Here is a 21,426-nt window from a genome sequence, read left to right on the forward strand (position 1 = left end):
CAAACACGGCTACGGCAAAGATGCGAAGGTCACCTGGGCGTAGTCGTAGACGGGCTCGTAGCCGATCGACCGGTAAATGGCGTTGCTCGTTGGATTGGCCAGGTCGGCGAAGAGCACCACCTGCTCACAGCGCATCTCCAGCGCCACCCGGCTGGCGAACGCGGTGACCGCGGCGCCGTACCCCCGTCTGCGGCAGGACGGCGGCGTGTACACCGGCCCGACGCGGCAGACCCCGCCCGCCACGGGCGACAGGGCGGCCATCGACACCGGGACCCCGTCCACCTCCCACATGAACAGCTGCCGCCCGGCCAGCCGGTGCTCGACCTGCTGAACGGGATCCCCGCCCACGCCCAGACCCACCTCCTCGCCGAACGCCTGGAACCAGGCGACCAGCAGGGGAAAGTCGGCGACACCCGCCAGGCGGCCGTGGCCGGCCGCGTCGGGGACGATCAGGGTGCCGAGGCGGTAGAGGCGCTCCGACAGCACGGATCGGGGCGCGCCGAGCACCTCGGCGAGCGCGCCGGTCAGCTCCAGCGGGCCCAGGACCTCCGTGATCTCGCCCTGCGAACCCCGCCATGCCGTGACCAGCGACGCGATGGACTCGACCGGCATGCGGGCCAGACCGATCGGATGCGGCGGCGTACGGAAGACCGCCCCCCGGACCTCGCCGTCGGTGGTCCACCAGCCGAAGGAGGCGTCACCGGCGGGCATCCCGGCGCGAATGTTGGCCAGCACCGTCAGCGGCACTGTGTTGCCCACGGGGTCGGCCAGCAGGAACGCCTCGGCGGCGCTCGCGTACTCCCCGACGTCGGTGGTAAAGGTCCACATGCCCTGGAATCCTGCCAGGAGCCGTGAAGCACGACAAAGACATTGCAGGCCCGGATCCCAGGGATCCGGGCCCGAAGGTCAAGCAGCCGCTTCCAGGTAGGGCGCCCATTGGGGATCGCCGACGAGCGAGGCGCCGATGAGCCGCCAGTGAGCGCCCCGTGGCACCGCCGGGGCGACGCGCAGCGTCCACCCCAGCTCCTCCAGGAACTTGTCGGCCTTCCTGTGGTTGCACGGCGTGCACGAGGCGACGCAGTTCTCCCAGGTGTGGGGGCCGCCCCTGGACCGGGGGACGACATGGTCGATGGTCTCGGCCCGCAGGCCGCAGTAGGCACAGCGGTAATCATCGCGCCGCATGAGCGCGGCCCTGGTCAGGGGGATGCGAGACCGGTAGGGAATACGGACGTATCTGCGCAGCCGGACCACCGAGGGCACCTCCAGCGTGCACGTCGCGGAGCGCAGGACCGCGCCCCCGCCGTCACGGTGGACGATATCGGCCTTCTCCCGCAGCACGAGCACGATGGCTCGGTGCAGCGACAGAGTGGTGAGTGGCTCGTAAGTAGCGTTGAGCAGCAGGACTTGGCGCGTCATCGGGCCTCTCCCTGCTGCATGGGTATCAAGGGGGACATGCCGTGGCATGTCCCGGCTGTCGGCCCCTCCTGGGGCACTGGTGCTTCCGTCACGTGGACCTCCGCCGGACGGTCCAGCGGATGGTCACCACGGCACCGTCCTGTCACCAAGTCTGACGTTTACCGCGTGGTCCCCGCCACCCCATAACCCCCAGCCGGAATGACCAGAGGGACGCACGGTACGTTTTATGCCCACTTCACCAGGGCTTTACGCGCCCTGCTTGGCAGTAAGGTTCGGGCATGACGCGAGAGCCCTACCCCACAGCACGCCGCGAGGAAAGCGCCGAGATTTTGCACGACACTCCCGTCGCGGACCCCTATCGCTGGCTTGAGGATCCCGACAGCCCGGAGACGCAGGGATGGCTGCTCGCGCAGGCCGACCTGTTCAAGCGGCAGAGCAAGCCGCAGCGGTTCGGGGACCGCATCGCCGAGCTGCTCAGGTCGGGCTCCGTGGGGGTGCCCGCGTGGCGCGGCGACCGCCACTTCTTCAGCCGCCGTACGCCGGACCAGGAGCACGCGGTCTACTACGTCGCGGAAAACGACGAGTCCGGCGGCACCGAGCGGGTCCTGATCGACCCCATGGCCATCGACCCGTCGGGCCTGACCACGCTCGACGCCGTCCAGCCCGACAAGGAGGGCCGCCTGCTCGCCTACCAGATCTCGGTGGGCGGCAACGAGGAGTCGGTCCTCTACGTCATGGACGTGGCCACCGGTGCCCGCGTCGAGGGCCCGATCGACCGGTGCCGCTACTCCCCCATCGCGTGGCTGCCCGGCGGCGAGGCGTTCTACTACGTACGCCGGCTGCCGAGCACGGAGCTGCCGGAGAGCGAGTCGCAGTTCCACCGCCGCGTCTACCTGCACCGCGTCGGCACGTCCACCGAGGACGACGTGATGATCTTCGGCGAGGGCCTGAAGATGACCAACTACTACGGCGTCTCGGTCTCGCGTGACGGCCGCTGGCTCCAGATCTCCGCCAGTGAGGGCACGGCGCCGCGCAACGACCTGTGGGTGGCCGACCTGACCGCCTCCTCACCCGACAGCCCCGACCTCCAGGTCGTGCAGGAGGGCGTGGACGCCCAGACGGGGTTCTCGTTCGGCCGCGACGGCAGGCTGTACATCCACACCGACCGCGACGCGCCGCGCGTCCGGATCTGCGTCACCGACCCGGAGACGCCCGGCTTCGACAACTGGCGCGACCTGATCCCGGAGGACTCCGAAGCGGTGCTGGCCGACTTCGCGATCCTCGACGACCTCGAACGCCCGGTCATGCTGGTGAGCTGGACCCGCCACGCGATCAGCGAGATCACGGTGCACGACCTGGCCACCGGCGAGCGGATCGGCGAGGTGCCGACCCCCGGCCTCGGCTCGATCGGCGGCATCGCCGAGCGTCCCGAAGGCGGCCACGAGGCGTGGTTCGGCTACACCGACAACACCACCCCGCCGACCATCCAGCGCTACGACGCCAGGACCGGCGAGACCACGCTCTGGGCCGCCTCACCGGGCGTGGTGGACGTGCCGCCGGTGCGTACCTCCCAGGTCGTCTATCAGTCCAAGGACGGCACCGACGTCCGCATGCTGGTCATCTCGCCGGTCGACGGCGACGGGCCGCGCCCGACCATCCTGTACGGCTACGGCGGCTTCGGGCTGTCCATGACCCCCGGCTACTCCGCCTCGGTGCTCGCCTGGGTGGAGGCGGGCGGCGTCTACGTGATCGCCAACCTGCGCGGCGGCGGCGAGGAGGGCGAGGACTGGCACCGCGCCGGCATGCTCGGCAACAAGCAGAACGTCTTCGACGACTTCCACGCCGCGGCCGAGCATCTCATCGCGACCGGCGTGACGACCTCCGAGCAGCTGGCCATCTCCGGCGGCTCCAACGGCGGGCTACTGGTGGGCGCGGCGCTGACGCAGCGTCCCGAGCTGTACGCGGCCGTCGCCTGCTCCGCGCCGCTGCTGGACATGATCCGTTACGAGCAGTTCGGGCTGGGCGCGACCTGGAACGTCGAGTACGGCTCGGCCGCCGACCCCGAGGGGTTCGGCTGGTTGTCGGCCTACTCGCCGTATCACCAGGTCCGCGAGGGGGTGGCGTACCCCGCGACGCTGTTCACGGTCTTCCAGTCGGACACTCGCGTGCACCCGCTGCACGCGTGGAAGATGTGCGCGGCGCTGCAGCACGCCTCCACGGGTGAGGGGCCGATCGTGCTGCGCAACGAGACCGAGGTGGGCCATGGCGCCCGTTCGATCAGCAGGTCGGTCGATCTGTCGGCTGACACGCTGACGTTCCTGGCCCGGCACACCGGCCTGTAGCCGAGACAGGCCTGTAGCCGAGACAGGCCAATAGCCGAGAACAGGAGCGTCAGCGGGGGAAGATGACCGTCCGGTGGCCGTCGAGCAGCACCCGCTGCTCGGCGTGCCACTTGACGGCCCTGGCCAGTGCCACGCACTCCACGTCCCGCCCGATCGCCACCAGGTCCGCCGGGGAGTGACTGTGGTTCACCCGGGCCACCTCCTGCTCGATGATCGGCCCCTCGTCCAGGTTGGACGTGACATAGTGCGCCGTCGCGCCGATCAGCTTGACGCCCCGATCATGCGCCTGGTGGTAGGGCCGGGCGCCCTTGAACGACGGCAGGAACGAGTGGTGGATGTTGATCGCCCGCCCCGCCAGCTTCTCGCAGAGGTCCTCCGACAGCACCTGCATGTAGCGCGCCAGCACCACCAGCTCCACCTGGTAGTGCTCGACCAGCGCCAGCACCTCCGCCTCCTGCCGGGCCTTGGTCTCGGGGGTGACGGGCAGGTGGTGGTAGTCGATGCCGTACGACTGCGTCAGGGGCCGCAGGTCGGGGTGGTTGGACGCGACGGCGACGATCTCGATGTCCAGGGCCTTGGCGCGCACCCGGTAGAGCAGATCGTTGAGGCAGTGGTCGAACTTGCTGACCATGATCAGCACCCGCGGCTTCCTGGCCACGTCGCGCAGCTTGATCTCCATGCCGAACTCCGGAGCCAGAGCGGCGAAGGCCGCACGTAGCTCGTCCTCCGGCAGCGGCGCCGCGAACTGGACCCGCATGAAGAACCGCTGCGCCTCCCGGTCCCCGAACTGCTGGCTCTCGATGATGTTGCACCCGTGCCCGGCCAGCAGCCCCGATACCGCGGCCACGACACCGGGCCGGTCGGGACAGGACAAGGTCAGGATGTATTCGGCAGAGCTCATCATTTCACTCTCACGGACAGAAGATCACGGGGTGGCTTCCGGTTGACCTGGGCAGACTACCTCTCAGCGGCGGACTCCACATCGCCGTCCGGCCGAGGGGCAGCGCATGCGGAGCGCCTCACCCGCTAGACCGACCCAAACGGGATGGAGTGCCCGCCTTTGGAAGCTTCCGTACTGATCGCGATCGCCTGTGTGTTCGCGTTCGTGTCCGGGATGAACGACGGCGGCGCCCTGCTCGCGACCGGGCTCAAACTGCCCGCGATCCGGCCGGCGGTCGGCACCCTCACCCTGGTGGTGCTGATGGCGTTGGTGCCGCTGGTGACCCATCAGGTCGCGCGGACGTTCGTGACCCGGCTGGCCACGTTCCAGGGGCCGGGCGCGAAGATCGCGATGTCGATCGCGGTGGTCGCCGCGCTGAGCGTGGTCATGGCGCTGAGCGCGAAGGGCCTGCCGACCAGCCTCACCCTGGCCGTCGTCGGCGGCCTCACCGGGGCCGGTCTGGGCTGGGGGCTGCCGGTCTCGGCCGGGTCGGTCGCCCAGGTGCTGGCCTTCGCCCTGGCCGCGCCCGTCGTGGGCGGGCTGCTGGGCTGGCTGGTGATCCGGCTGCTGCTCCTGGTGACGACCATCAAGGGGCTCCCACGCTGGCACTGGGCGGGCTTCCTGCTGCAGACCGTCGCCTACTCGGCCAACGACGGCCAGAAGGTGCTGGCCGTCCTGATGGTCGCGGGAAGCTTCTCGAACGCGCCGCTCCCTTACACCTCGCTGGTGGCGGTGCTGTTCGGGTTCGGCACCGTGTACGGCCTGCCCAAGGCCGGACGCACGCTGGGCCGGGAGCTCATCGTCTTCCGCCCCCTGCACGGCGTGACGGCCGAACTGGCCTCGGGCCTCGCGGTGATCGGCAGCTCGGCCCTGGGTATGCCGGTGAGCATGACCCAGGCCATCGCCGGCGGGCTGATCGGCGCCGGGGTGGCACAGGGTGCCGGCCGGGTTCGCTGGCACGCCGCCGTCAAGATCGTCGTCGCCTGGGTGCTGACGCTTCCGATGAGCGCGCTGGTGGCCGCGCTCGCGTCGTACGCGGTGAGGGGGGTGACGGCATGAAGCGGTTGCGAAGAGCCCAGGCGCTGCTGTCGGGCCGCATGGACAGCGCGCTCACCGAGGCCCTGCTCGGTCAGCTGGCGGCGACCAAGGAGGGCGCCTGGCTGGCGATGGCCATGATCGGCGGGGAGGTGGGCAGGACGGGCGCGCACGAGAAGATGCGGGTGATCGAGCACCTCGGCGACCAGGAGCGGCGCACCCTGGTGGAGGAGCTCAAGTCGGCCCTGGTCACCCCGATCGACCGGGAGGACCTCTACCGACTCTCCCGCTCGATCGACGACGTCCTGGACTCGCTGCGCGACTTCGTGCGCGAGTCGCACCTGTATCGGGTGCCGGACCAGCTCCGCTTCGCGCCGCTGCTCGACCAGGTCATCGAGGGCATCGACGCCCTGGAGAACGCCGTCCGCGACCTCGCCGCCCGCCCCGCGGCCGTGCTCCATGACGCGCTGGAGGCGAAGAAGACGGGCCGGTCCATCAGGCGCATGTACCAGTACGAGATCGCCCGCATCTTCTCGGGCGAGCTGACGTCCGATGCGATGAAGCAACGTGAGCTGGTGCGCCGCCTGGAGATCGTCGGCATGGCCATCGGCGAGGCCGCCGACGCCATCGCCGACGGTTCCATGAAACGCTGACCGCGGTACGTGCGTGAGGAGGCCGCGTGGAGTCCCACCAGATCGGCAGTGACCGTCCGGCCGCGCGGGTGGTCTGCGTGGACGCCGAGGGCCGGGTGCTGCTCGTGCGATGGCATGACCACGTCAGTGGCGAGGCGATCTGGGAGCCGCCGGGTGGCGGGATCGACCCCGGCGAGACGCCCCTGGAGGCGGCCGCCCGGGAGCTGACCGAGGAGACCGGCCTCCCGGGGTCGGCGGTGCGTGATCAGTGGGTGCCCGTCCATCGGGACTTCACCTGGCTCGGTGTGCGGTACGTGAAGACCGAGCCGTTCTACCTGGCCCGCTTCCCCGGGAAAGCCCCCGAGGTGGACCCGGGTGAGCTCACGGACGAGGAGGCTCGGGCCTACCTCGGCTACCGGTGGTTCGCCGCCGACGAGCTGCCGCACGGCGTCGAGCCGCCCGAACTGGCCGAGGTGATCGCCAAGCTGACGGGACCGGCCTGACGGACGGTCACAAGTCCTGTGTGAGGCCACCCGTGGCCACGGCCAGCTCGCCGTCATATGTCCGGGCAGCCGCCGCCAGCGCGGGCTCGGGCGGGCTGTCCGGCCACAGGTGGGTGAGCACCAGCCGGGCCACACCGGCACGAGCCGCCGTACGACCCGCGTCGAGGGCACTCGACAGGTAGGGCGCGTCCTCGTCGGGCACCTGTTCGGGATAGGTCGCCTCGGCCAGCAGCACGTCGGCGTCCCGGGCCAGCTCGGCCAGCTCGGGGGCGGGCCCGGTGTCTCCCGTGTACGCGACCACCCGGCCGCCGCCGGTCAGCCGGAGTCCCGCGTTGGGCACATGGTGCGGGAGCGACCAGGTGTCCAGGCGGAAGGGCCCGATCTCGTACGGCCTGCCGGGAGCCAGGTCGTACGACTCGAAACTGCCGGCCAGCATGCGGGCCTTGTCCAGCGCGAGCACGGCGGTGAGGGCCTCAGGCGGCGCGTACACCGGCAGCGCGGCCGGCGGCGCGTCACCCAGGGCGCGGGCCCGGAGGAGAGGGTTCAGGTCGGCGCAGTGGTCGGGGTGGCCATGCGTGACCAGCACCGCGTCGACCTCCTCGGCGGCCGTCGACATCAGCAGCCTGGGCAGGATGGCGTAACCGGGATCGATCAGCACCCGGAACCCGTCGTGCTCGACCAGATAGCCGCTGCACGCCTGCCCGGCCGCCGGCCATGCCCCGCAGCCGCCCAGCACCGTGATTCTCACCATGAACAGGGAAATATAGCGGGATCAGGATGGATAACGGTGGCCCAGCTCCGTCAGCGTGGCCAGCATCAGCCCGCGCAGCAGCTCGCCCGCCACCTTCTCGTGCTCGCCCTCCACCGGCCGCCCTTCGTTCACCCGAGTCTGGTAGACCTCCCGCTCCCCCGGGTCGGTGTAGGGCTGCGCCGTCATCCCCACCACGACCGTCGCCCGGGTGCCGCCCCTGGGGAGCACGGCCACGGCATGTGTGCGCAGGCAGCTCTCGTCCGGCGCGCCGTACCAGCCGCACTTGATCCCGGCCTCCGGCGAGCTGAGCGCCTCGCGGGTGCCGAACGCCTGCTGGCCCGAGACCTGGCGCATCCAGTCGAGGACCGTGCCCGCCACCGGGTCGCCGGCGGCGGCGGTCTGGGCGAGCGCCGCGTAGGCGGTGGCGACCTCGTCGGCCGCCACCTCTACCGAGCCGAAGCGCGACGGATCCCCGTTGGGCGGCGCCCAGACGACGCCCGTGCGCTGATAGATGTCGTCCAGGATGACCCGTGGCCCGACCGCGAGCCAGAGGTTGAGCGTGTCGGCGTTGGACGAGACGACCACCGCCGGCTCGGCGTGCCGGCGCCAGCGCTCGGCGTCGGGGATGTGCGCGGCCGCCACCCACGCGTACAGCGGCTTGAGCAGCGAGGCGCAGCGCAGCCGGGCCAGGCCGGAGCGGACGCTCACCGCGCGGGCGGGCGGGCCACCGTAGCCACGCCTGATGCCCGCCGCCTGAGCGCTGGCTCCTTCCTGGAGGTCGCGCAACTGCTCGTCGAAGGCCACGGGTCCACCGTAGCCGTAGGAGGGCTCTGCCAGCGCCCTTCGTGCCACTCCGCGTCCGGCGGGTCGCCGGATCAAGGGCCGCGCCACCACCAGGCCACCACGATCGCGACGAGCACCAGAGCCGGGACGCCGAGCGACACGAGCAGCCGCCTCCCCTTGGCGACCTCCGTGTCCGTCGCGAAGGCCGCCACGGCACCCGCCATCGCGAACGCCACCCCCGACATCACCACGTGGGCGAACCTGGACGACGAGGACGGAAGCACCTCACCCGCCACCCTCAAAACCATCAGCATGGCGGCCGTCACCCAGGCCACGCGAAACCCCGGGCGTACCTCCACCCGGTTGAGCACCACGGCCGACAGGGCGAACGTGCCCACGGTGATCACCAGGAGAGTGCCGAGCGCCGGAGGCAAGCAGTTCCACGCCTCACAGCCGACGGCCGTCCATCCGATGCGGGCGGTGGCCCACCAGAGAACGCCCAGGGCCGCGTAGACCGCCGCCGCCCTGGCCGCCCGTTGCTTCGACATGTCCTCCATACTGGCCGATGCATACTGGCCGATGCCTCTACAGGCTGGCCGACCGGAGACGGGCCGCCCGCTCGTCGTCGGCCGCCGCCTCGGCCGGGTGGCCGAGGGCGCGATGGACCACGGCGCGGTTGTCGTAGAGGGTCGGCTGCTGGGGTTCGAGCGTGATGGCCTGCGTCAGGTCGGCCAGCGCGCCCGCCCAGTCCCCCGACTCGTACCGCAGCACGCCGCGGTTGCCCCAGGCCGACGCCAGCTCGGGCGCCGCGCCGACCGCCAGGTCCAGCGCCCGGCGGGCCTCGCCCAGCCGACCGGCCGCGGTATCCAGCTGGCCCAGCACGACCAGCAGGTACGGGTTGCCCGGCGACTGGCCGAGCCCGATCGTCACGTCGGTCCTGGCCTCCTCGTCCCGCTCCAGCATGGCCAGCAGGCCCGCCCGGTTGATGTAGGCGTCGAGGTAGTCCGGGTCCAGCTCGATCACCCGGCCGAGGTCCGCGAGGGCGCCGTCGAGATCGTCGCGTACGACGCGCAGTTCGGCCCGGTTGTAGTACGCCTCGGGCAGCGGCGGCCCGGCCCGCATCGCCCACTCGTAGTCGGCCAGCGCCTCCCCGTGCCGCCCGAGCCGGAAGAGCAGGTTGCCGCGGTCGAGGTAGTAGTCGGGGAACATCGGGTCGATCGCGATGGCCGCCCCGTACTCCTCCAGCGCCTCCTTGACCCGCCCGAGCGAGGCCAGCAGCTGGGCGCGGTTGGCCAGCAGCACCATCCGGTGCACCGGGTGCCGCTCACCCAGCTCACGGGCCAGGTCGAGGGCCGAGTCCACCAGGGCGAGCGCGGCCTCGGGACGGCCCTGGCGCAGCTCGATCAGCGCGAGCCCGTTGCGGTCGAAGCCGAGTTTGAAGGCGCGTTCCATGGGGTCGGGCAGCAGGCTGGAGATGGCTATCGCCTGGTTGATCCAGCCCGTGGCCCGGCCCAGGTCGCGCTGGGCGGCGTCGTGGTGGCGGGCGTCGAGCATGGCGGTGCCGTACGCGCTGGCGGAGTGGACGGCCGGATCCTGGCTGGAGCGGCGGGCGGCCTCCCACAGCACGCGGGCCTCGAGCGTCTGGCCGAGCGCGCCGAGCGCGGTCGCGGTGCGCTGCGCGAAGAGCCACCATTGGTGGCTGCCGGGCTCGGTGCGCGCGAGACCGAGCTGGCCGAGCTCGACCAGCGCGTGCAGGAAGCCTTCCCTCGTGCAGCGGTCGACGAGCTCCCACAGCTCCTCGGCATCGCGCGAATCCTCGGGAGGCTCCGGCCCGCCGGAGTAGACCATGATCGTCAGGATGTCCGGCGGGATCCTGCGCATCAGCACGTCGAGCAGTTCGGCGTCGGTGGGATCGGCCGCGTCGGCGTTGCACACGGCCAGCGTGCGGCCGGGCGGCACCACCGCGCGGACGAACTCCGCGATCCCGTTGGCCAGCCGCAGTGAGCGGCGCGGCGCGGGCACCAGAATGCGCTCGTCCTCGGACAGCCCCGCGTCCAGGGCCATCCTGCGGAGGGGCACCCGGTCACACAGACCGGGTGCCACTGCTCGGATCTCGATGTCATGGGCCGCCACGAGCTCCTTGGAGCTGTCCAAGGCGGCGGGGACCAGGTGGTGCAGCAGCGCGGATCCGACGGTGTAGGGGCCCAGGGGCCGTCTGTGCCCGTCGATCACCGGCATCAGCAGGTGTACGGCCTCCCATCGGTCGGGCGGGGCCCCCTGAGCCCTGAGATGGGATCTCCCCTCGATCACCCCTTATGTATGACGCTGGAGGTCCCGGCGAGCCTCGCGGTGCCAGGCTTGCGGACGGCGATGCGCTTCATGATGAACCTCTCACTTTGGGTTTACTCACCATTATCGGACACCTCAGCGAATATCAAGATTTCTGGCGAATAAGTGAGCGGTCAATCAATAAGAACCCCTGGTTTTTTGACTGCGATTAGTGGCCTATTGGGACCGAAACCAGCGGGAGATTGACACCGACCTCTTCTGTCCAGATTCCTCGACCAACGCGCACAAACAACGGCCGACGAGACCATCCGACGGACAACCGTCGTGAGAAAGGTTCTTCGCTCGGACGATGTTGGTGGCCTGCTCCATCAACCGATCGAGACTGGGCTCCCTCGCCCCCTTGTGCGAGCCGTCGTTCCACGGGCACGCCTCGGGGCGCGCGCAGGCGGTCTTGGCGGGGTACGCCACGGCGCGCCGCTCCAGCTTCAGCGGATCGTCCCGCTTGATCTTCAGGTCGGCCAGCACCCTCCTGGCCCTCCTGGTCACGATGACCAGGGCCCGGTCGCCCACCTCTCGCGGCGAGCCCCTGCCGGGCACGGCCAGCAGCATCGCGGCCGCCATCAGCCCGCCGCCCACGACCATGCTCAGGCCCACCTGCTCGTGGAACCAGATCACCGCGATCGCCGTCACCCACAGTGGCTGGGACGACATCAGCACGGCACTGGGGATGGCCGGCACGTGCGCCTGGCCGTACGAGCGGGCCAGGAAGCCCAGAGCGCACGAGACGACGGAGAGGTGGGCGAGTATCCCCCAGTCGGGCAGGGTGGCCGGCAGCGCGAACCCGTCGCGCACGGCCAGCACGCCGGCCATGGCGCCGATCGTGGCGAGCTGGATGACGGTGAGCGCGTAGGCGTCGAAGACCTTCTCGCCGCCAGAGAGCCGCGAGAGGAACAGCGTGTGGCCGGAGTAGAGAGCGGCGGCACCGAGCGTCACCCCGAGCGCGAGCAAGGAGATCTCCCGGTCCTCCGTGCCGCGCATCAACGTGAATACGGTCATGCCGGCCAAGGCGAGTCCCACGCCCACCCAGACCCGGCGGAGCACTTTGGCCCGGAACACCACCAGGGCCAGGATCGGGGTGATGACCACGTTGCACCCGACGGCGAACCCCGAGACAGCCGACGGGAGACTGTCGAGCGCGATGGCCTGGGCGCACTGCCCGACACCGAACATGACCCCCAGGATGACCCCGTTGACCCAGGTCCCCCGCGGCAGGCGCCGGAGGCAGCGCGGCCGGAGCAGGAGGAGGGTGAGCGCCGCGAGGAGATATCGCTCGGCGAGCAGATCCTCGACGGGTAACCGGAGGATGAGATCTTTCATCAGCGGGAACGCCGACCCCCAGGCGGCGCTGACGAACAACAGGAGCACGGCTCCCAGGAGGGGCCGGGGAGCGGGCACAACGGCCATGCAAAAAAGCATCTCACTACAATCAGCAGCCATCGGTGTACAGGCAGCAGCCGGAGATGTTCCTCTACCACCGAGAGGAACGAGCCTCACCCGCGGGTACGTACATCCCTATCCGCAGGAGTCCCCAGAGCACCATTTCCGTCACATCCGCTCGCCCGGACCGACCTCGCGACTACGGAGTGTGCCTGCCCGCGCACTTCGGCCCGGGCAGGCACAGGGTTATGGCACTACGATTCGAGCGCGTCGGCCGACTCGACGACCCGCCGGCGGTCACCCTCCTCCGGCACCAGGCTCTTCTCGCCATAGACGACGACGAGGTCGCCGACCTGCCGCCGGGCGATCTCCCGCCAGCCGTGGCGCTCATACAGCGCCAGGGCGGCCCCCTGGTTGAGGGTCGTGTCTCCGCGGACGTGGTGGAATCCCAGCTCCACCGCCCGTTCCTCCAAGGCTCGCAGCATGGTGGCGCCGAACCCGCGCCGCTGGAAGCCCGGATGGACCCGCAACCGGCACACCTCGGCCGTCTGCGAGTCGATGGGTCTCAGGCCGCCCATGGCCACGACCCGCGAGCCGAGCTCGCCGACGAGGAAGTCACCGCCGCACGCCAGATAGAGCTCCTGGATGCGAGGGAAGTCGTCGTCGTAGTAAACACCGTCGCCCGGCGCCAGTCCCACCTCGGCGAGGCAGATCCGGTGCAGGGCGAGGATGGTGTCGAGGTCAGACCAACGATAACGTCGGATCTTCAGCTTCATGCACTCCCTTCCCCGGTGGCCAGCTCAGAAGGACGCAGTTCCTCCAGGAACACGGCCAGGTCGGGATGATTCGCGTCGCGCGCCTTGATCGCCTGTGCGAGCGCAACAGCCGGGCGCATGATGAAATCGGTGCGGTATTCGGGGCCGAGCAGGCGCATCGCCTCCTTGCCCATGGCGATGGCCTCATCGATGTCCCCCTCGATCAGGCGGCACTGTGCGCGGTCCAGCCTGATCAGCGTCTGGTCGATGATGTGATCTTGGTATTTGTCGAGTGCCTGGTCGAGCACCACCTCGGCTTCGAGGGTCTGTCCGAGCTTCGTGAGCACGTCGCCCTGGTAGAAGTAGAGCTGCCGTTCGGTGTAACCGAAGGCCATGTCCTCACGCTCGTGCGATTTCATGTGCGAGAAAGCGTTCCTGGCCCGCGCCAGAGCGCGTTTGGCCTGGTCGACGACCTCCTTCTTACTGTCGACGCCCGAGATCATCGCCAGCGCGCGGGCCTCGACGACCGGCGCCATCGCCTGCGCGGCGCACGGTGTCTGGCCGGCCAGGTCGCGGCTCTTCTTGGCCAGGTTGAGCGCCTCGCGGGCGTCGCCGTAGTAGAGCGGGACGAGCGCCTCACGAGCCGTCACCCAGGCGCGCAGCGCGCGGTCGCCGGTCTCGTCGGCGGCCGTGCGGCCGGTGCGGAAGAAGGAGCGGGCCAGCCGGTGGTCGCCGAGGTTGATCATGATCATGCCGCTCAGCCCGGACAGCTGCGCGGCCATGCGGCACAGGCGCTCCTGCAGGTCGATGGGCTGGCGGCAGGACATGGCGCTGTGGACGGAGCTGAGTTCGAGCAGCACGTCGCACAGCAGCCGTAGCGGCGCGGTGGTGGTGTATTGGCGCCCGAAGGCCAGCGTGGCCTCCTCCCACTGATCGAGCATGGCGGGAGAGACGGTGGCCGACACCAGCATGGCGTCCATCCGCCGTCTGATGCCCTCGCAGGCGCCCAGCACCGGGCCCTCGAACCTGCCTGCCTGGGGGCCGTTGGACAGCATGTTCAGCAGCGTGCGGCGCAGGATGTTCTCGTCCTCCTCATCGGAGGGGGCCGGCGTCGTCTTCTCCGGCGGCATCAACAGCTCGCGCTGCGGGCTCGCGGCAGGGAGTCGCTCCTTGAGGTCGGCGGCGACCACCCCGGGCATCCGGTGGCCGTGGCCACAGATGCACGGCCCTTCGTAACCGAGCGCGCCCGGCTCGACCCGGTAGACCGTGCAGAGGTAGTGGAGATATTCGGGGCCCGGCCGCTTGAGCCCGCTCTCGTAGGCGGACAGCAGGGTTTCGCCGATGCCGGGCTGAGTCTTGCCGTCGCGCTCGAACAGGGCTCTGACCTGCTCGATGACGTCGGCCAAGGCGATGCCGTACGAGAGGCGATGTCCCTTGATCCTGGTCGTGCCGAACTGGGGCCCACAGTGCTCGTGGATCTCCTCAGCGATCTGAGCGGAGGTGCGCCCGGTGGCGAGCCCTCTGGCCCGGATCCGCCGCGCCATCTCCGTCTCTCTGTGCTGCCTGCCGGACATCCCGGCCCCTCTCACGCAAGTCCCGTCGGTCCGAAACTGCTAACTGAGCGTAGCGTTAACGTCGCGCTGCGCCTACCAATGACTATGGCGCATTGATGAGGGGTTGGAAACGCCTTCTTGGAGGTTCCGGTTAAGGATCGTCCTCCGGCGGACTGTTTCTTATCACCTATGAGTGAGAACCGGCGCCCCGTGAGCAGAAACCTCGCGTTGCGCAGTCCGTTGACTTGAGTCATCTTTGGCCCACCAGCAACGATTCAAGGGAGGGACGAAAGGTGGGGGACGACAACTTCGGGCACCTGGAGCGTTTGGTGTCAGAACTCGACGCTCGCGGGTTGCTCGCACGAGTAGTTCGGACCCAGAACGGGCGGGTGTTCGTCCGGGTGATCAACCCGAACGCGACCAGCCTGACCGAGAGCGTCACCTGCCGGCCCACTGCGGTCGCCGAGCTTCCGGACTGGTGGTACTGCTGGTCCTGGGGTGAGCGCATGCATACGGCCGACGACCCGGCTGGTGCGGCGACCAAGGTCGCACGCGTACTCGCCGCCGTGGGGGAATGATGACGCGGTGGTCCGGGTGGAGCGCAGCCACCACGGCTCACCGCATCCATGGCGGCTTCTCGGAGCCGGCGGGGTGGTCGGTGCGGAGGGTCTCCTGCACACGGCAGGGGCTCTGGCCATCCCGCCGGTTCCGCTTCTCGCGGGACTCGTGCTTGTACGGCCAGCCAGCCGTACACAGGAGATGCCCTCCAGGTCCGCCTGGAGGGTGTTCGGGGGACCCCTCCCGGAAACGGCTTGGGACATGCTTCCGGGTGTGTGTCCCAGCCGAGCCGTACGTCACCGGAGCGTCAGGCCTCGCCCTCCGCGGCCCAAGAGGCCTGATGTCCCCGTCTTCCCCGGCGTGATGTGACTGCGGCCGGTTCGGTCGGCGGTATCTTTTTGAGCGTTCCGCTCGAAAAGTCCGTCGACCGAACCGCTTCCGGAAGGGGACCCAACCAGTGTTCCTGCTGGCAACGCCTACTACTCCTCCGCCGAGTCCCCTGGACCCGTCGAAGATGATCAGCGATGTGGGTGCGGCCTGTGAGAAGGACACGTTCCTGTGCGGGTTCCTGCAAGCCTCGCTGCCTGTAGGTTTCCTCGCCCCGCTCATCGCCACGCTCATCACGGTCATCCTGATCCTGGTGCTCGCCCTCGTCGTGCGGAACATCGCCAAGCGCCTGATCACCCGGGTGGTCAGCCGCGCCGCCACCGGCGGCTCGATCACCGGCCGGTTCCGCAGGTCCGGCGCCGCGACCGAGGGCATCGACGCCCTGCTCCACGAGCGCCGCAAGCAACGCGCCGAGACGATGGGCTCGGTGCTGCAGCACATCGCCTCGATCGTCATCATGGGCACCGCCGTGCTGACCGTGCTCGACCGGCTGACGATCCCCATCGCTCCCCTGCTCACCAGCGTCGGCATCCTCGGCGTGGCGATCGGCTTCGGCGCGCAGGAGCTGGTCAAGGACTTCATCGCGGGCATGTTCATGCTGCTGGAAGACCAGTACGGCGTGGGCGACGTGATCGACTCGGGCGCCGCGGTCGGCACCGTCGAGGCGGTCACCCTGCGCGTCACCAGGCTGCGTGACGCCGACGGCCGCGTCTGGTACATCCGCAACGGCACCATCACCCGCATCGGCAACGAGTCACAGGGCTGGTCGCGGGCCTACCTCGACGTCCCCGTCGCCTGGAACACCGACGTCACCACCGTTAGAGCCATACTGGAGCACGTGGCCGAGGAGATCTGGGCCGACACCGACTTCCGCGAGACGCTCATCGTGGAGGAGCCCTCCGTGTTCGGCGTGGAGCAGCTGTCCGACAGCTCGGTGGTGTTCCGGATCTCCGCGAAGACGCTGCCGTCCAAGCAGGCGCAGGTCGCGCGGGAGCTCAGGCTCCAGGTCAAGTCCGCGCTCGACGCCGCGGGCATCCCCATGGTCGCCACCGCATAGGCTTGTACGGTGACTGAAACCTCCTTTTACGAGGCCGTCGGCGGCGAGGAGACCTTCCGGCGACTCGTACACCGCTTCTATGAGGGGATCGCGCAGGATCCGCTGCTGCTCCCGCTCTACCCGGAGGAAGACCTCACCGGGGCCGAAGACCGGTTGCGGGGGTTCCTCATTCAATATTGGGGCGGCCCCACCACCTACAGCCAGGAGCGCGGGCACCCGCGGCTGCGGATGCGGCACAACCCGTTCGTCATCGGCGAGGCCGAGCGCGACGCCTGGCTGCGGCACATGCGCGACGCGGTCGAGTCGCTGGAGTTGCCGCAGGAGCAGGAGACCAAGCTCTGGGACTACCTGGTCTACGCGGCGCACAGCATGGTGAACTCTCCGACATAGCGGGCATGACCGCCCCATGGACATCCCCTGGTGGCGTGATGCCGTCGTCTACGAGATCTATGTTCGCAGCTTCGCCGACGCCTCAGGAGACGGCGTCGGCGATCTGGCCGGAGTGCGTGAGCGGCTGCCCTACCTGGCGGAGCTCGGGGTCGACGCGATCTGGCTGACCCCCTTCTATCCCTCGCCGATGGCCGACGGCGGCTACGACGTGGCCGACTACCGCGGCGTCGACCCGCTGTTCGGGACGCTGGACGACTTCGAGTCGCTGGTCGCCGACGCGCACCGGCTCGGGCTGAGGGTCCTCGTGGACGTGGTGCCCAACCACAGCTCCTCGGAGCACCCCTGGTTCCAGGCCGCGCTGCGCGGCGAGCACCGCGACCGCTACCTCTTCCGCGCCGAGCCGAACAACTGGCAGTCCACCTTCGGCGGCCCGGCCTGGACGAGGCTGCCGGACGGGCAGTATTACCTGCATCTGTTCGCCCCCGCCCAGCCGGACTTCAACTGGCGCAACCCCGAGATCCACCGGGAGTTCCTCGACATCCTGCGGTTCTGGCTGGACCGGGGCGTCGACGGGTTCCGCATCGACGTGGCGATGGGCCTGTACAAGGCGTGGGGGCTGCCCGACATCCAGGACCAGTCGTTCAAGTCGGTCTCCCCGATCTGGGGCCAGCCGGAGGTGCACGAGGTCTATCGGTCCTGGCGCAAGCTGCTCGACGGCTATCCCGGCGAGCGCATGGCGGTGGGCGAGGTGTGGACGGACAGCCCCGAGGATCTGGCGCTCTACGTGCGCCCCGACGAGTTGCAGCAGAGCTTCAACTTCGCCTGGCTGCAGGCGCCGTGGTCGGCGACCGCGTTCAAGAAGGTCATCGACGACACGCTGGCCGCGGTCCCGTTCGCCACGTGGGTGCTGTCCAACCACGATGTCGTACGGCACCGCACCCGCTACGACACCGCCGATCCGGGCACGGGTCTGATGCGGGCCAAGGCGGCGTTGCTCACGATGCTGGCCCTCCCCGGGTCGGCATATCTCTACCAGGGGGAGGAACTTGGCCTCCCTGAGGTGAAGGATCTTCCCCCGGAGGCGCGGCAGGACCCGGTCTTCATCCAGTCGAAGGGGGAAGTGGCCGGCCGCGACGGCTGCCGGGTGCCGCTGCCGTGGTCGGCCGACGGCGGGTCGTACGGGTTCTCGCCCGACGGGGTGGCGCCGTGGCTGCCGCAGCCGGCCGCGTTCGGGGCACTCAGCGCGGCGGCCCAGGCCGCCGATCCTGGATCGACGCTGTCCTTCTACCGCCGGGCCCTGGCCTGCCGCCGTGAGCTGGTGGGATCGCTGCCCTACACGCTGGAGTGGCTGGACTCCCCCGAAGGCGCGCTCTTCTTCACCCGCGGGTCCTTGATCTGCGCACTCAACTGCGGCACCGAGCCGGTGCGGCTGCCGTCACACGACGGCGTCCTGCTGCCCAGCGGGCCGCTCGACGGCGACCTGCTGCCGCCCGACACCGCCGTCTGGCTGCGTGCGTCAGCCTGACGGGCGGGCCTCCTCCGGTTCCGCGGTGGCGTGCCGCTCGCCGCGCGTGGGGATGACGGGCAGCGAGATCAGCGCGCACGCCAGCCCCGCCGCGAACCCGGCCCAGTAGCCCGTGGCCGTGATCAGCAGCCCGGCCAGCGGCGTGACGGCCAGGGAGACGACGTTCTGGATGGTGTTGTGGGTGCCCAGCACCCGCCCCGCCCATCCGGGGCCGGCGAGCTCGCCCGCCGAGAGGTAGGCGAGCCCGTTCCCCGCCACGGTGATCACCGCGGCCAGCGCCAGCATGGCCGGGCCGAGCCACGACTTGGTGACCGCGCCCAGCACCAGCAGGGCCAGCACGGCCAGCGAGCCGAACGTCAGCAGCCGCAGCGGCGCCATCCGCAGGCCGCTCCGGTCGGACCAGCGGCCGACCGCGATACGCACCGCCGCGCCGCCGATCGCCGCCACGCCGAAGAGCTGTCCCGCCCGTACGCCGTCCCAGCCGTAGACGCCGACCAGGCAGGCCACGCCGTACGTGCTGACGACGATCTGCGGCACCACGTGCAGCGCGCTGGTCGCGTGCACCCGCCAGAGCGCGAGCTGCCGGTACGGCGAGGCGGCCGGTGCCGTACGAGCGCCCGAGATCGCGTGCGGCGGCTCGGCCAGGAAGAGGGCGGCCAGGACGGCGGCGAGCAGGCTGACTCCGGCGCAGACGATGAACACGCCCGAGATCCCGTGGGCCCGCGCGATCGGCGGCAGGACGAACGCGGCCACGGCCATGCCGAGGGTGTAGGAGACCTGGCGCAGCCCCATCGCGACGCCGCGCTCCGGCGGCTCGAACCAGCGCAGCACGATCCGGCCGCCGCCGACCATGGCCGCCGACCCCATGGCCCCGGCCAGGGCGAGCAGCGGGACCACCGCCCAGATCTCGGTCACGAAGGCCAGGGCGGCGAACAGTACGGCGGCCAGCCCGACGCCGACGCCGAGCACCAGCCGCTCGCCCCGCCGGTCGGCCAGCATGCCCCAGGCGACCAGGGACAGCAGGATGCCGAAACCGGGAGCGTTGCCGATGACTCCGGCCACCGGCAGCGAGACACCGAAATATCGCTGGATATCCGGCATGACGAGCGGCAGCCCGAACAGCCCCAGCGTGACGCAGGCGTGCGCGTTGACCCCCAGACCAAGCATCAGCCAGCGCTTCATGCCGACATGAACCGCCGCAGGTAGCCGAGTTCGTCGGAGGTGAGCCTGCGGGGCGCGGCACGTTCGACGTCGTAGGCGACGATCACCGAGGTGGCCCGGACGAACAGCTCCTCGTCGTCGCGGATCTCGTACTCCAGCGTGAACCGGACCGGCCTGATCTCGGTCACCCAGGTCTCCACCCGGACCGGCTCGGGGCGGAAGCCGAGCGGGCGCAGGTAGTCGATCTCGTGCCGGGAGACGACGAGGCCTTTGAAGGGGGCGTCACCCGCCTTGTACGGATCGATGTGGAGCATCCCCAGCCGGGCGTCCTCCAGATAGTCGAAGAAGCGGACGTTGTTCACATGCCCAAGTGAGTCGATGTCCGCAAATCTCACCATTCGGGGGAAGATATGCCGCTGGGCGAGGGATTGTTCAACCACGCAGGCCACCGTACCCGCCCCGGTCAGGTGGCCTTGCGCCGGGCCGTACAGGCCAGAACGGTCAGGACCGAGATCGCGACCGTGCACCCGAGCGCCCATCGGTAGCCGGTGACCAGCTGCTCGACCGCGAGGCCGGAGACCCGCGAGAGCGTGCCGGCGAAGACCCGGTCGTGCAGCGCGGCGGGCAGCGGCGCGGTGATGATGGACAGCGTCAGCGCGGTGCCCACGACCACGCCGGTGTTCTGGAGCATGAGCCGCATCGCGTTGACGATGCCCAGCCGGTTCGAGGGCAGGCCGTCCAGGATCGCGGTGGTGTTGGAGGGCAGGAACACCCCGGAGCCGAGTCCGATGAGCACCAGCGCGAACGCGACGGTGGCGTACGGGACGCTCGACGAGATCGTGCAGAGCAGGAGCGACAGCCCGGCGGTGGTCGTGGCGGCCCCGGCGACCGCGAGCGTGCGCGGGCTCATTCGGCGCTGCAGCAGGCCCGAGCCCGCCGAGCCGATCATCCCCGCGGCGGCCAGCGGCAGCACCTTCAGCCCAGCGCGCACCGGGTCGTCGCCGCGCACGGCTTGGAAGTAGAGCGCGACGAGGAACACCAGCCCCACGCGGGCGACGGAGTTGAGGAACGACGCCAGCGTGCCGAAGGCGAAGCCGCGATCCCCGAACAGGCCGATGTCCACGACCGGATGGGCGGCCCTGAGCTCCCTGACCACGAACAGCGGCAACCCCAGTACGAAGGCGGCCAGCCCGGCGAGGATCAGCGGGTGGCCCCAGCCGAGCCTGGTCACCTCCGACAGCGCCAGCAGCAACCCGCCCAGGGTGACCAGGACGAGCACGTTGCCCGGCAGGTCGAGACCGCGATCACGCCCGGCGGGCTCGACCCGTCGCAGCACGATCGCGCCCCACACCAGGCAGGCCAGCCCGAGCGGCACGTTGTACCAGAACACCCAGCGCCAGCCGAGCTGCTCGGCCAGGAAGCCGCCGAGCGTGGGCCCGGCGAGCTGGGCGATCGAGAACGAGGCGACATAGACGCCCATCCCCTCGCCGAGCCGCGCGCGGGGGAAGGCGTCCGTGACCAGGGCGGCGCTGTTGGTCATCAGCATGGCGGCGCCGGCGGCCTGTAACACCCGCAGAGCGACGATCGTCCAGGCGTCCGGCGACAGCCCGGCCAGCAGCGCCGCGAGCGTGTAGGTGCCCAGCCCGCAGAGGTAGAGCATGCGCCGCCCGAACATGTCCGCCAACCGGCCGAAGACCACCATGAGCACGGTGTTGGTCAGCTGGAAGCCGAGCAGGATCCAGCTCGCGGCCGTGGCGTCGGCGTGGGTGCTCCTGGCGATCTCGGGCAGGGCGACGTTGATCGCGCTGCCGCCGAGCCCGGTGAGGACGCTGGCCAGGCTCACCACCGACAGGGTGCGCCAGGCGTACCGGACCTGCTCCCGTTCCTCGACTACCGTCACCACGGGGCCTGT

At 70.1% G+C, this 21,426-nt stretch carries 21 protein-coding genes; 8 read left to right on the top strand and 13 right to left on the bottom strand.

All coding sequences use genetic code 11. The annotated features are described in order from the left end of the window. Positions 1 to 9: 9 nt before the first annotated feature. Both ACGFJ2_RS11285 and ACGFJ2_RS11290 read right to left on the bottom strand, forming a co-directional pair. Positions 10 to 828: a GNAT family N-acetyltransferase gene (locus tag ACGFJ2_RS11285; RefSeq protein WP_393467119.1), complete on the bottom strand. Its 819-nt coding sequence runs from the start codon at positions 826 to 828 to the stop codon at positions 10 to 12. Positions 829 to 906: 78 nt separating this feature from the next. Next, entirely contained in the window at positions 907 to 1,416 is a 510-nt protein-coding gene (locus tag ACGFJ2_RS11290; RefSeq protein WP_357953539.1) for an HNH endonuclease, read from the bottom strand. Between the two features lie 278 nt (positions 1,417 to 1,694). Here ACGFJ2_RS11290 and ACGFJ2_RS11295 point away from each other — a divergent pair, with 278 nt between their 5' ends. After that, positions 1,695 to 3,758, top strand: coding sequence for a prolyl oligopeptidase family serine peptidase (locus tag ACGFJ2_RS11295; RefSeq protein WP_357953541.1), 2,064 nt, complete (start codon positions 1,695 to 1,697; stop codon positions 3,756 to 3,758). A gap of 49 nt (positions 3,759 to 3,807) precedes the next feature. Here the strand turns inward: ACGFJ2_RS11295 and purU are convergent, their stop codons facing one another. After that, positions 3,808 to 4,659: a formyltetrahydrofolate deformylase gene (gene purU / locus ACGFJ2_RS11300; protein ID WP_357953939.1), complete on the bottom strand. Its 852-nt coding sequence runs from the start codon at positions 4,657 to 4,659 to the stop codon at positions 3,808 to 3,810. A 159-nt stretch (positions 4,660 to 4,818) separates the two neighbouring features. On the opposite strand from purU, the gene ACGFJ2_RS11305 reads away from it, so the two are divergent. Genes ACGFJ2_RS11305 through ACGFJ2_RS11315 form a run of 3 tightly spaced genes read left to right on the top strand, consistent with a single transcriptional unit; the run spans position 4,819 to position 6,868 of the window. Beyond that, positions 4,819 to 5,757 (top strand): inorganic phosphate transporter, encoded by a 939-nt coding sequence (locus ACGFJ2_RS11305; protein WP_357953542.1) that lies wholly within the window; start codon positions 4,819 to 4,821, stop codon positions 5,755 to 5,757. Further along, the gene (locus tag ACGFJ2_RS11310) at positions 5,754 to 6,386 is read left to right on the top strand and encodes a DUF47 family protein (protein ID WP_357953544.1); all 633 of its coding nucleotides are present in this window, start codon (positions 5,754 to 5,756) and stop codon (positions 6,384 to 6,386) included. The genes ACGFJ2_RS11305 and ACGFJ2_RS11310 overlap by 4 nt, the downstream gene beginning before the upstream one ends. A gap of 26 nt (positions 6,387 to 6,412) precedes the next feature. After that, complete coding sequence (locus tag ACGFJ2_RS11315; RefSeq protein ID WP_393467123.1) at positions 6,413 to 6,868, top strand: NUDIX hydrolase; 456 nt, start codon at positions 6,413 to 6,415, stop codon at positions 6,866 to 6,868. A 7-nt stretch (positions 6,869 to 6,875) separates the two neighbouring features. On the opposite strand, the gene ACGFJ2_RS11320 is transcribed toward ACGFJ2_RS11315, so the two are convergent. The 7 genes from ACGFJ2_RS11320 to ACGFJ2_RS11350 all read right to left on the bottom strand — a co-directional run bounded on the left by ACGFJ2_RS11320 (position 6,876) and on the right by ACGFJ2_RS11350 (position 14,427). Continuing rightward, positions 6,876 to 7,619, bottom strand: a complete 744-nt coding sequence (locus tag ACGFJ2_RS11320; RefSeq protein WP_393467126.1) for an MBL fold metallo-hydrolase — start codon at positions 7,617 to 7,619, stop codon at positions 6,876 to 6,878. Between the two features lie 21 nt (positions 7,620 to 7,640). Continuing rightward, positions 7,641 to 8,423 carry a hypothetical protein gene (locus tag ACGFJ2_RS11325; RefSeq protein WP_393467129.1) on the bottom strand — a complete coding sequence of 261 codons (783 nt, stop codon included), beginning with the start codon at positions 8,421 to 8,423 and terminating at the stop codon, positions 7,641 to 7,643. A gap of 71 nt (positions 8,424 to 8,494) precedes the next feature. Beyond that, entirely contained in the window at positions 8,495 to 8,950 is a 456-nt protein-coding gene (locus ACGFJ2_RS11330; protein ID WP_357953551.1) for a hypothetical protein, read from the bottom strand. 37 nt (positions 8,951 to 8,987) lie between these two features. Beyond that, the gene (locus ACGFJ2_RS11335; RefSeq protein WP_357953553.1) at positions 8,988 to 10,712 is read right to left on the bottom strand and encodes a tetratricopeptide repeat protein; all 1,725 of its coding nucleotides are present in this window, start codon (positions 10,710 to 10,712) and stop codon (positions 8,988 to 8,990) included. Positions 10,713 to 10,907: 195 nt separating this feature from the next. Then, positions 10,908 to 12,155 carry a DMT family transporter gene (locus tag ACGFJ2_RS11340; protein WP_357953555.1) on the bottom strand — a complete coding sequence of 416 codons (1,248 nt, stop codon included), beginning with the start codon at positions 12,153 to 12,155 and terminating at the stop codon, positions 10,908 to 10,910. A gap of 227 nt (positions 12,156 to 12,382) precedes the next feature. Continuing rightward, positions 12,383 to 12,904 carry a GNAT family N-acetyltransferase gene (locus tag ACGFJ2_RS11345; protein ID WP_357953557.1) on the bottom strand — a complete coding sequence of 174 codons (522 nt, stop codon included), beginning with the start codon at positions 12,902 to 12,904 and terminating at the stop codon, positions 12,383 to 12,385. Beyond that, on the bottom strand, positions 12,901 to 14,427 hold the full coding sequence (locus ACGFJ2_RS11350) for an XRE family transcriptional regulator (protein WP_393467134.1): 1,527 nt from the start codon (positions 14,425 to 14,427) through the stop codon (positions 12,901 to 12,903). The genes ACGFJ2_RS11345 and ACGFJ2_RS11350 overlap by 4 nt, the downstream gene beginning before the upstream one ends. A gap of 302 nt (positions 14,428 to 14,729) precedes the next feature. Between ACGFJ2_RS11350 and ACGFJ2_RS11355 the strand changes: the two genes are divergently transcribed. From ACGFJ2_RS11355 to ACGFJ2_RS11370, 4 genes are all read left to right on the top strand, one after another. Next, the gene (locus ACGFJ2_RS11355; RefSeq protein WP_357644622.1) at positions 14,730 to 15,014 is read left to right on the top strand and encodes a hypothetical protein; all 285 of its coding nucleotides are present in this window, start codon (positions 14,730 to 14,732) and stop codon (positions 15,012 to 15,014) included. Positions 15,015 to 15,508: 494 nt separating this feature from the next. Further along, on the top strand, positions 15,509 to 16,438 hold the full coding sequence (locus ACGFJ2_RS11360; protein ID WP_357953561.1) for a mechanosensitive ion channel family protein: 930 nt from the start codon (positions 15,509 to 15,511) through the stop codon (positions 16,436 to 16,438). A 9-nt stretch (positions 16,439 to 16,447) separates the two neighbouring features. After that, positions 16,448 to 16,828 (top strand): globin, encoded by a 381-nt coding sequence (locus ACGFJ2_RS11365; RefSeq protein WP_357953563.1) that lies wholly within the window; start codon positions 16,448 to 16,450, stop codon positions 16,826 to 16,828. A 16-nt stretch (positions 16,829 to 16,844) separates the two neighbouring features. Continuing rightward, complete coding sequence (locus ACGFJ2_RS11370; RefSeq protein WP_357953565.1) at positions 16,845 to 18,353, top strand: glycoside hydrolase family 13 protein; 1,509 nt, start codon at positions 16,845 to 16,847, stop codon at positions 18,351 to 18,353. Here ACGFJ2_RS11370 and ACGFJ2_RS11375 read toward each other — a convergent pair. The 3 genes from ACGFJ2_RS11375 to ACGFJ2_RS11385 form a co-directional block, all read right to left on the bottom strand. Beyond that, a complete protein-coding gene (locus tag ACGFJ2_RS11375; RefSeq protein ID WP_357953566.1) occupies positions 18,345 to 19,535 on the bottom strand; it encodes an MFS transporter in 1,191 nt (396 codons plus the stop codon). The genes ACGFJ2_RS11370 and ACGFJ2_RS11375 overlap by 9 nt on opposite strands. Beyond that, the gene (locus ACGFJ2_RS11380; protein ID WP_357953568.1) at positions 19,532 to 19,912 is read right to left on the bottom strand and encodes a thioesterase family protein; all 381 of its coding nucleotides are present in this window, start codon (positions 19,910 to 19,912) and stop codon (positions 19,532 to 19,534) included. The genes ACGFJ2_RS11375 and ACGFJ2_RS11380 overlap by 4 nt, the downstream gene beginning before the upstream one ends. 65 nt (positions 19,913 to 19,977) lie before the next feature. Then, on the bottom strand, positions 19,978 to 21,417 hold the full coding sequence (locus ACGFJ2_RS11385; RefSeq protein WP_357953569.1) for an MFS transporter: 1,440 nt from the start codon (positions 21,415 to 21,417) through the stop codon (positions 19,978 to 19,980). Positions 21,418 to 21,426 lie beyond the last annotated feature (9 nt).

The sequence above is a fragment of the Nonomuraea sp. NPDC049028 genome, assembly GCF_043197735.1.
Taxonomy (GTDB): domain Bacteria; phylum Actinomycetota; class Actinomycetes; order Streptosporangiales; family Streptosporangiaceae; genus Nonomuraea.

What these genes read in the sequence shown, in the direction of transcription:
- ACGFJ2_RS11380 (WP_357953568.1), bottom strand. Translation starts at nt 19,912, where the DNA reads ATGGTGAGATTTGCGGACATCGACTCACTTGGGCATGTGAACAACGTC.
- ACGFJ2_RS11320 (WP_393467126.1), bottom strand. Translation starts at nt 7,619, where the DNA reads ATGGTGAGAATCACGGTGCTGGGCGGCTGCGGGGCATGGCCGGCGGCC.
- ACGFJ2_RS11360 (WP_357953561.1), top strand. Translation starts at nt 15,509, where the DNA reads ATGATCAGCGATGTGGGTGCGGCCTGTGAGAAGGACACGTTCCTGTGC.
- ACGFJ2_RS11330 (WP_357953551.1), bottom strand. Translation starts at nt 8,950, where the DNA reads ATGTCGAAGCAACGGGCGGCCAGGGCGGCGGCGGTCTACGCGGCCCTG.
- ACGFJ2_RS11370 (WP_357953565.1), top strand. Translation starts at nt 16,845, where the DNA reads ATGGACATCCCCTGGTGGCGTGATGCCGTCGTCTACGAGATCTATGTT.
- purU (WP_357953939.1), bottom strand. Translation starts at nt 4,659, where the DNA reads ATGAGCTCTGCCGAATACATCCTGACCTTGTCCTGTCCCGACCGGCCC.
- ACGFJ2_RS11375 (WP_357953566.1), bottom strand. Translation starts at nt 19,535, where the DNA reads ATGAAGCGCTGGCTGATGCTTGGTCTGGGGGTCAACGCGCACGCCTGC.
- ACGFJ2_RS11295 (WP_357953541.1), top strand. Translation starts at nt 1,695, where the DNA reads ATGACGCGAGAGCCCTACCCCACAGCACGCCGCGAGGAAAGCGCCGAG.
- ACGFJ2_RS11285 (WP_393467119.1), bottom strand. Translation starts at nt 828, where the DNA reads ATGTGGACCTTTACCACCGACGTCGGGGAGTACGCGAGCGCCGCCGAG.
- ACGFJ2_RS11340 (WP_357953555.1), bottom strand. Translation starts at nt 12,155, where the DNA reads ATGGCCGTTGTGCCCGCTCCCCGGCCCCTCCTGGGAGCCGTGCTCCTG.
- ACGFJ2_RS11350 (WP_393467134.1), bottom strand. Translation starts at nt 14,427, where the DNA reads ATGGCGCGGCGGATCCGGGCCAGAGGGCTCGCCACCGGGCGCACCTCC.
- ACGFJ2_RS11290 (WP_357953539.1), bottom strand. Translation starts at nt 1,416, where the DNA reads ATGACGCGCCAAGTCCTGCTGCTCAACGCTACTTACGAGCCACTCACC.
- ACGFJ2_RS11345 (WP_357953557.1), bottom strand. Translation starts at nt 12,904, where the DNA reads ATGAAGCTGAAGATCCGACGTTATCGTTGGTCTGACCTCGACACCATC.
- ACGFJ2_RS11310 (WP_357953544.1), top strand. Translation starts at nt 5,754, where the DNA reads ATGAAGCGGTTGCGAAGAGCCCAGGCGCTGCTGTCGGGCCGCATGGAC.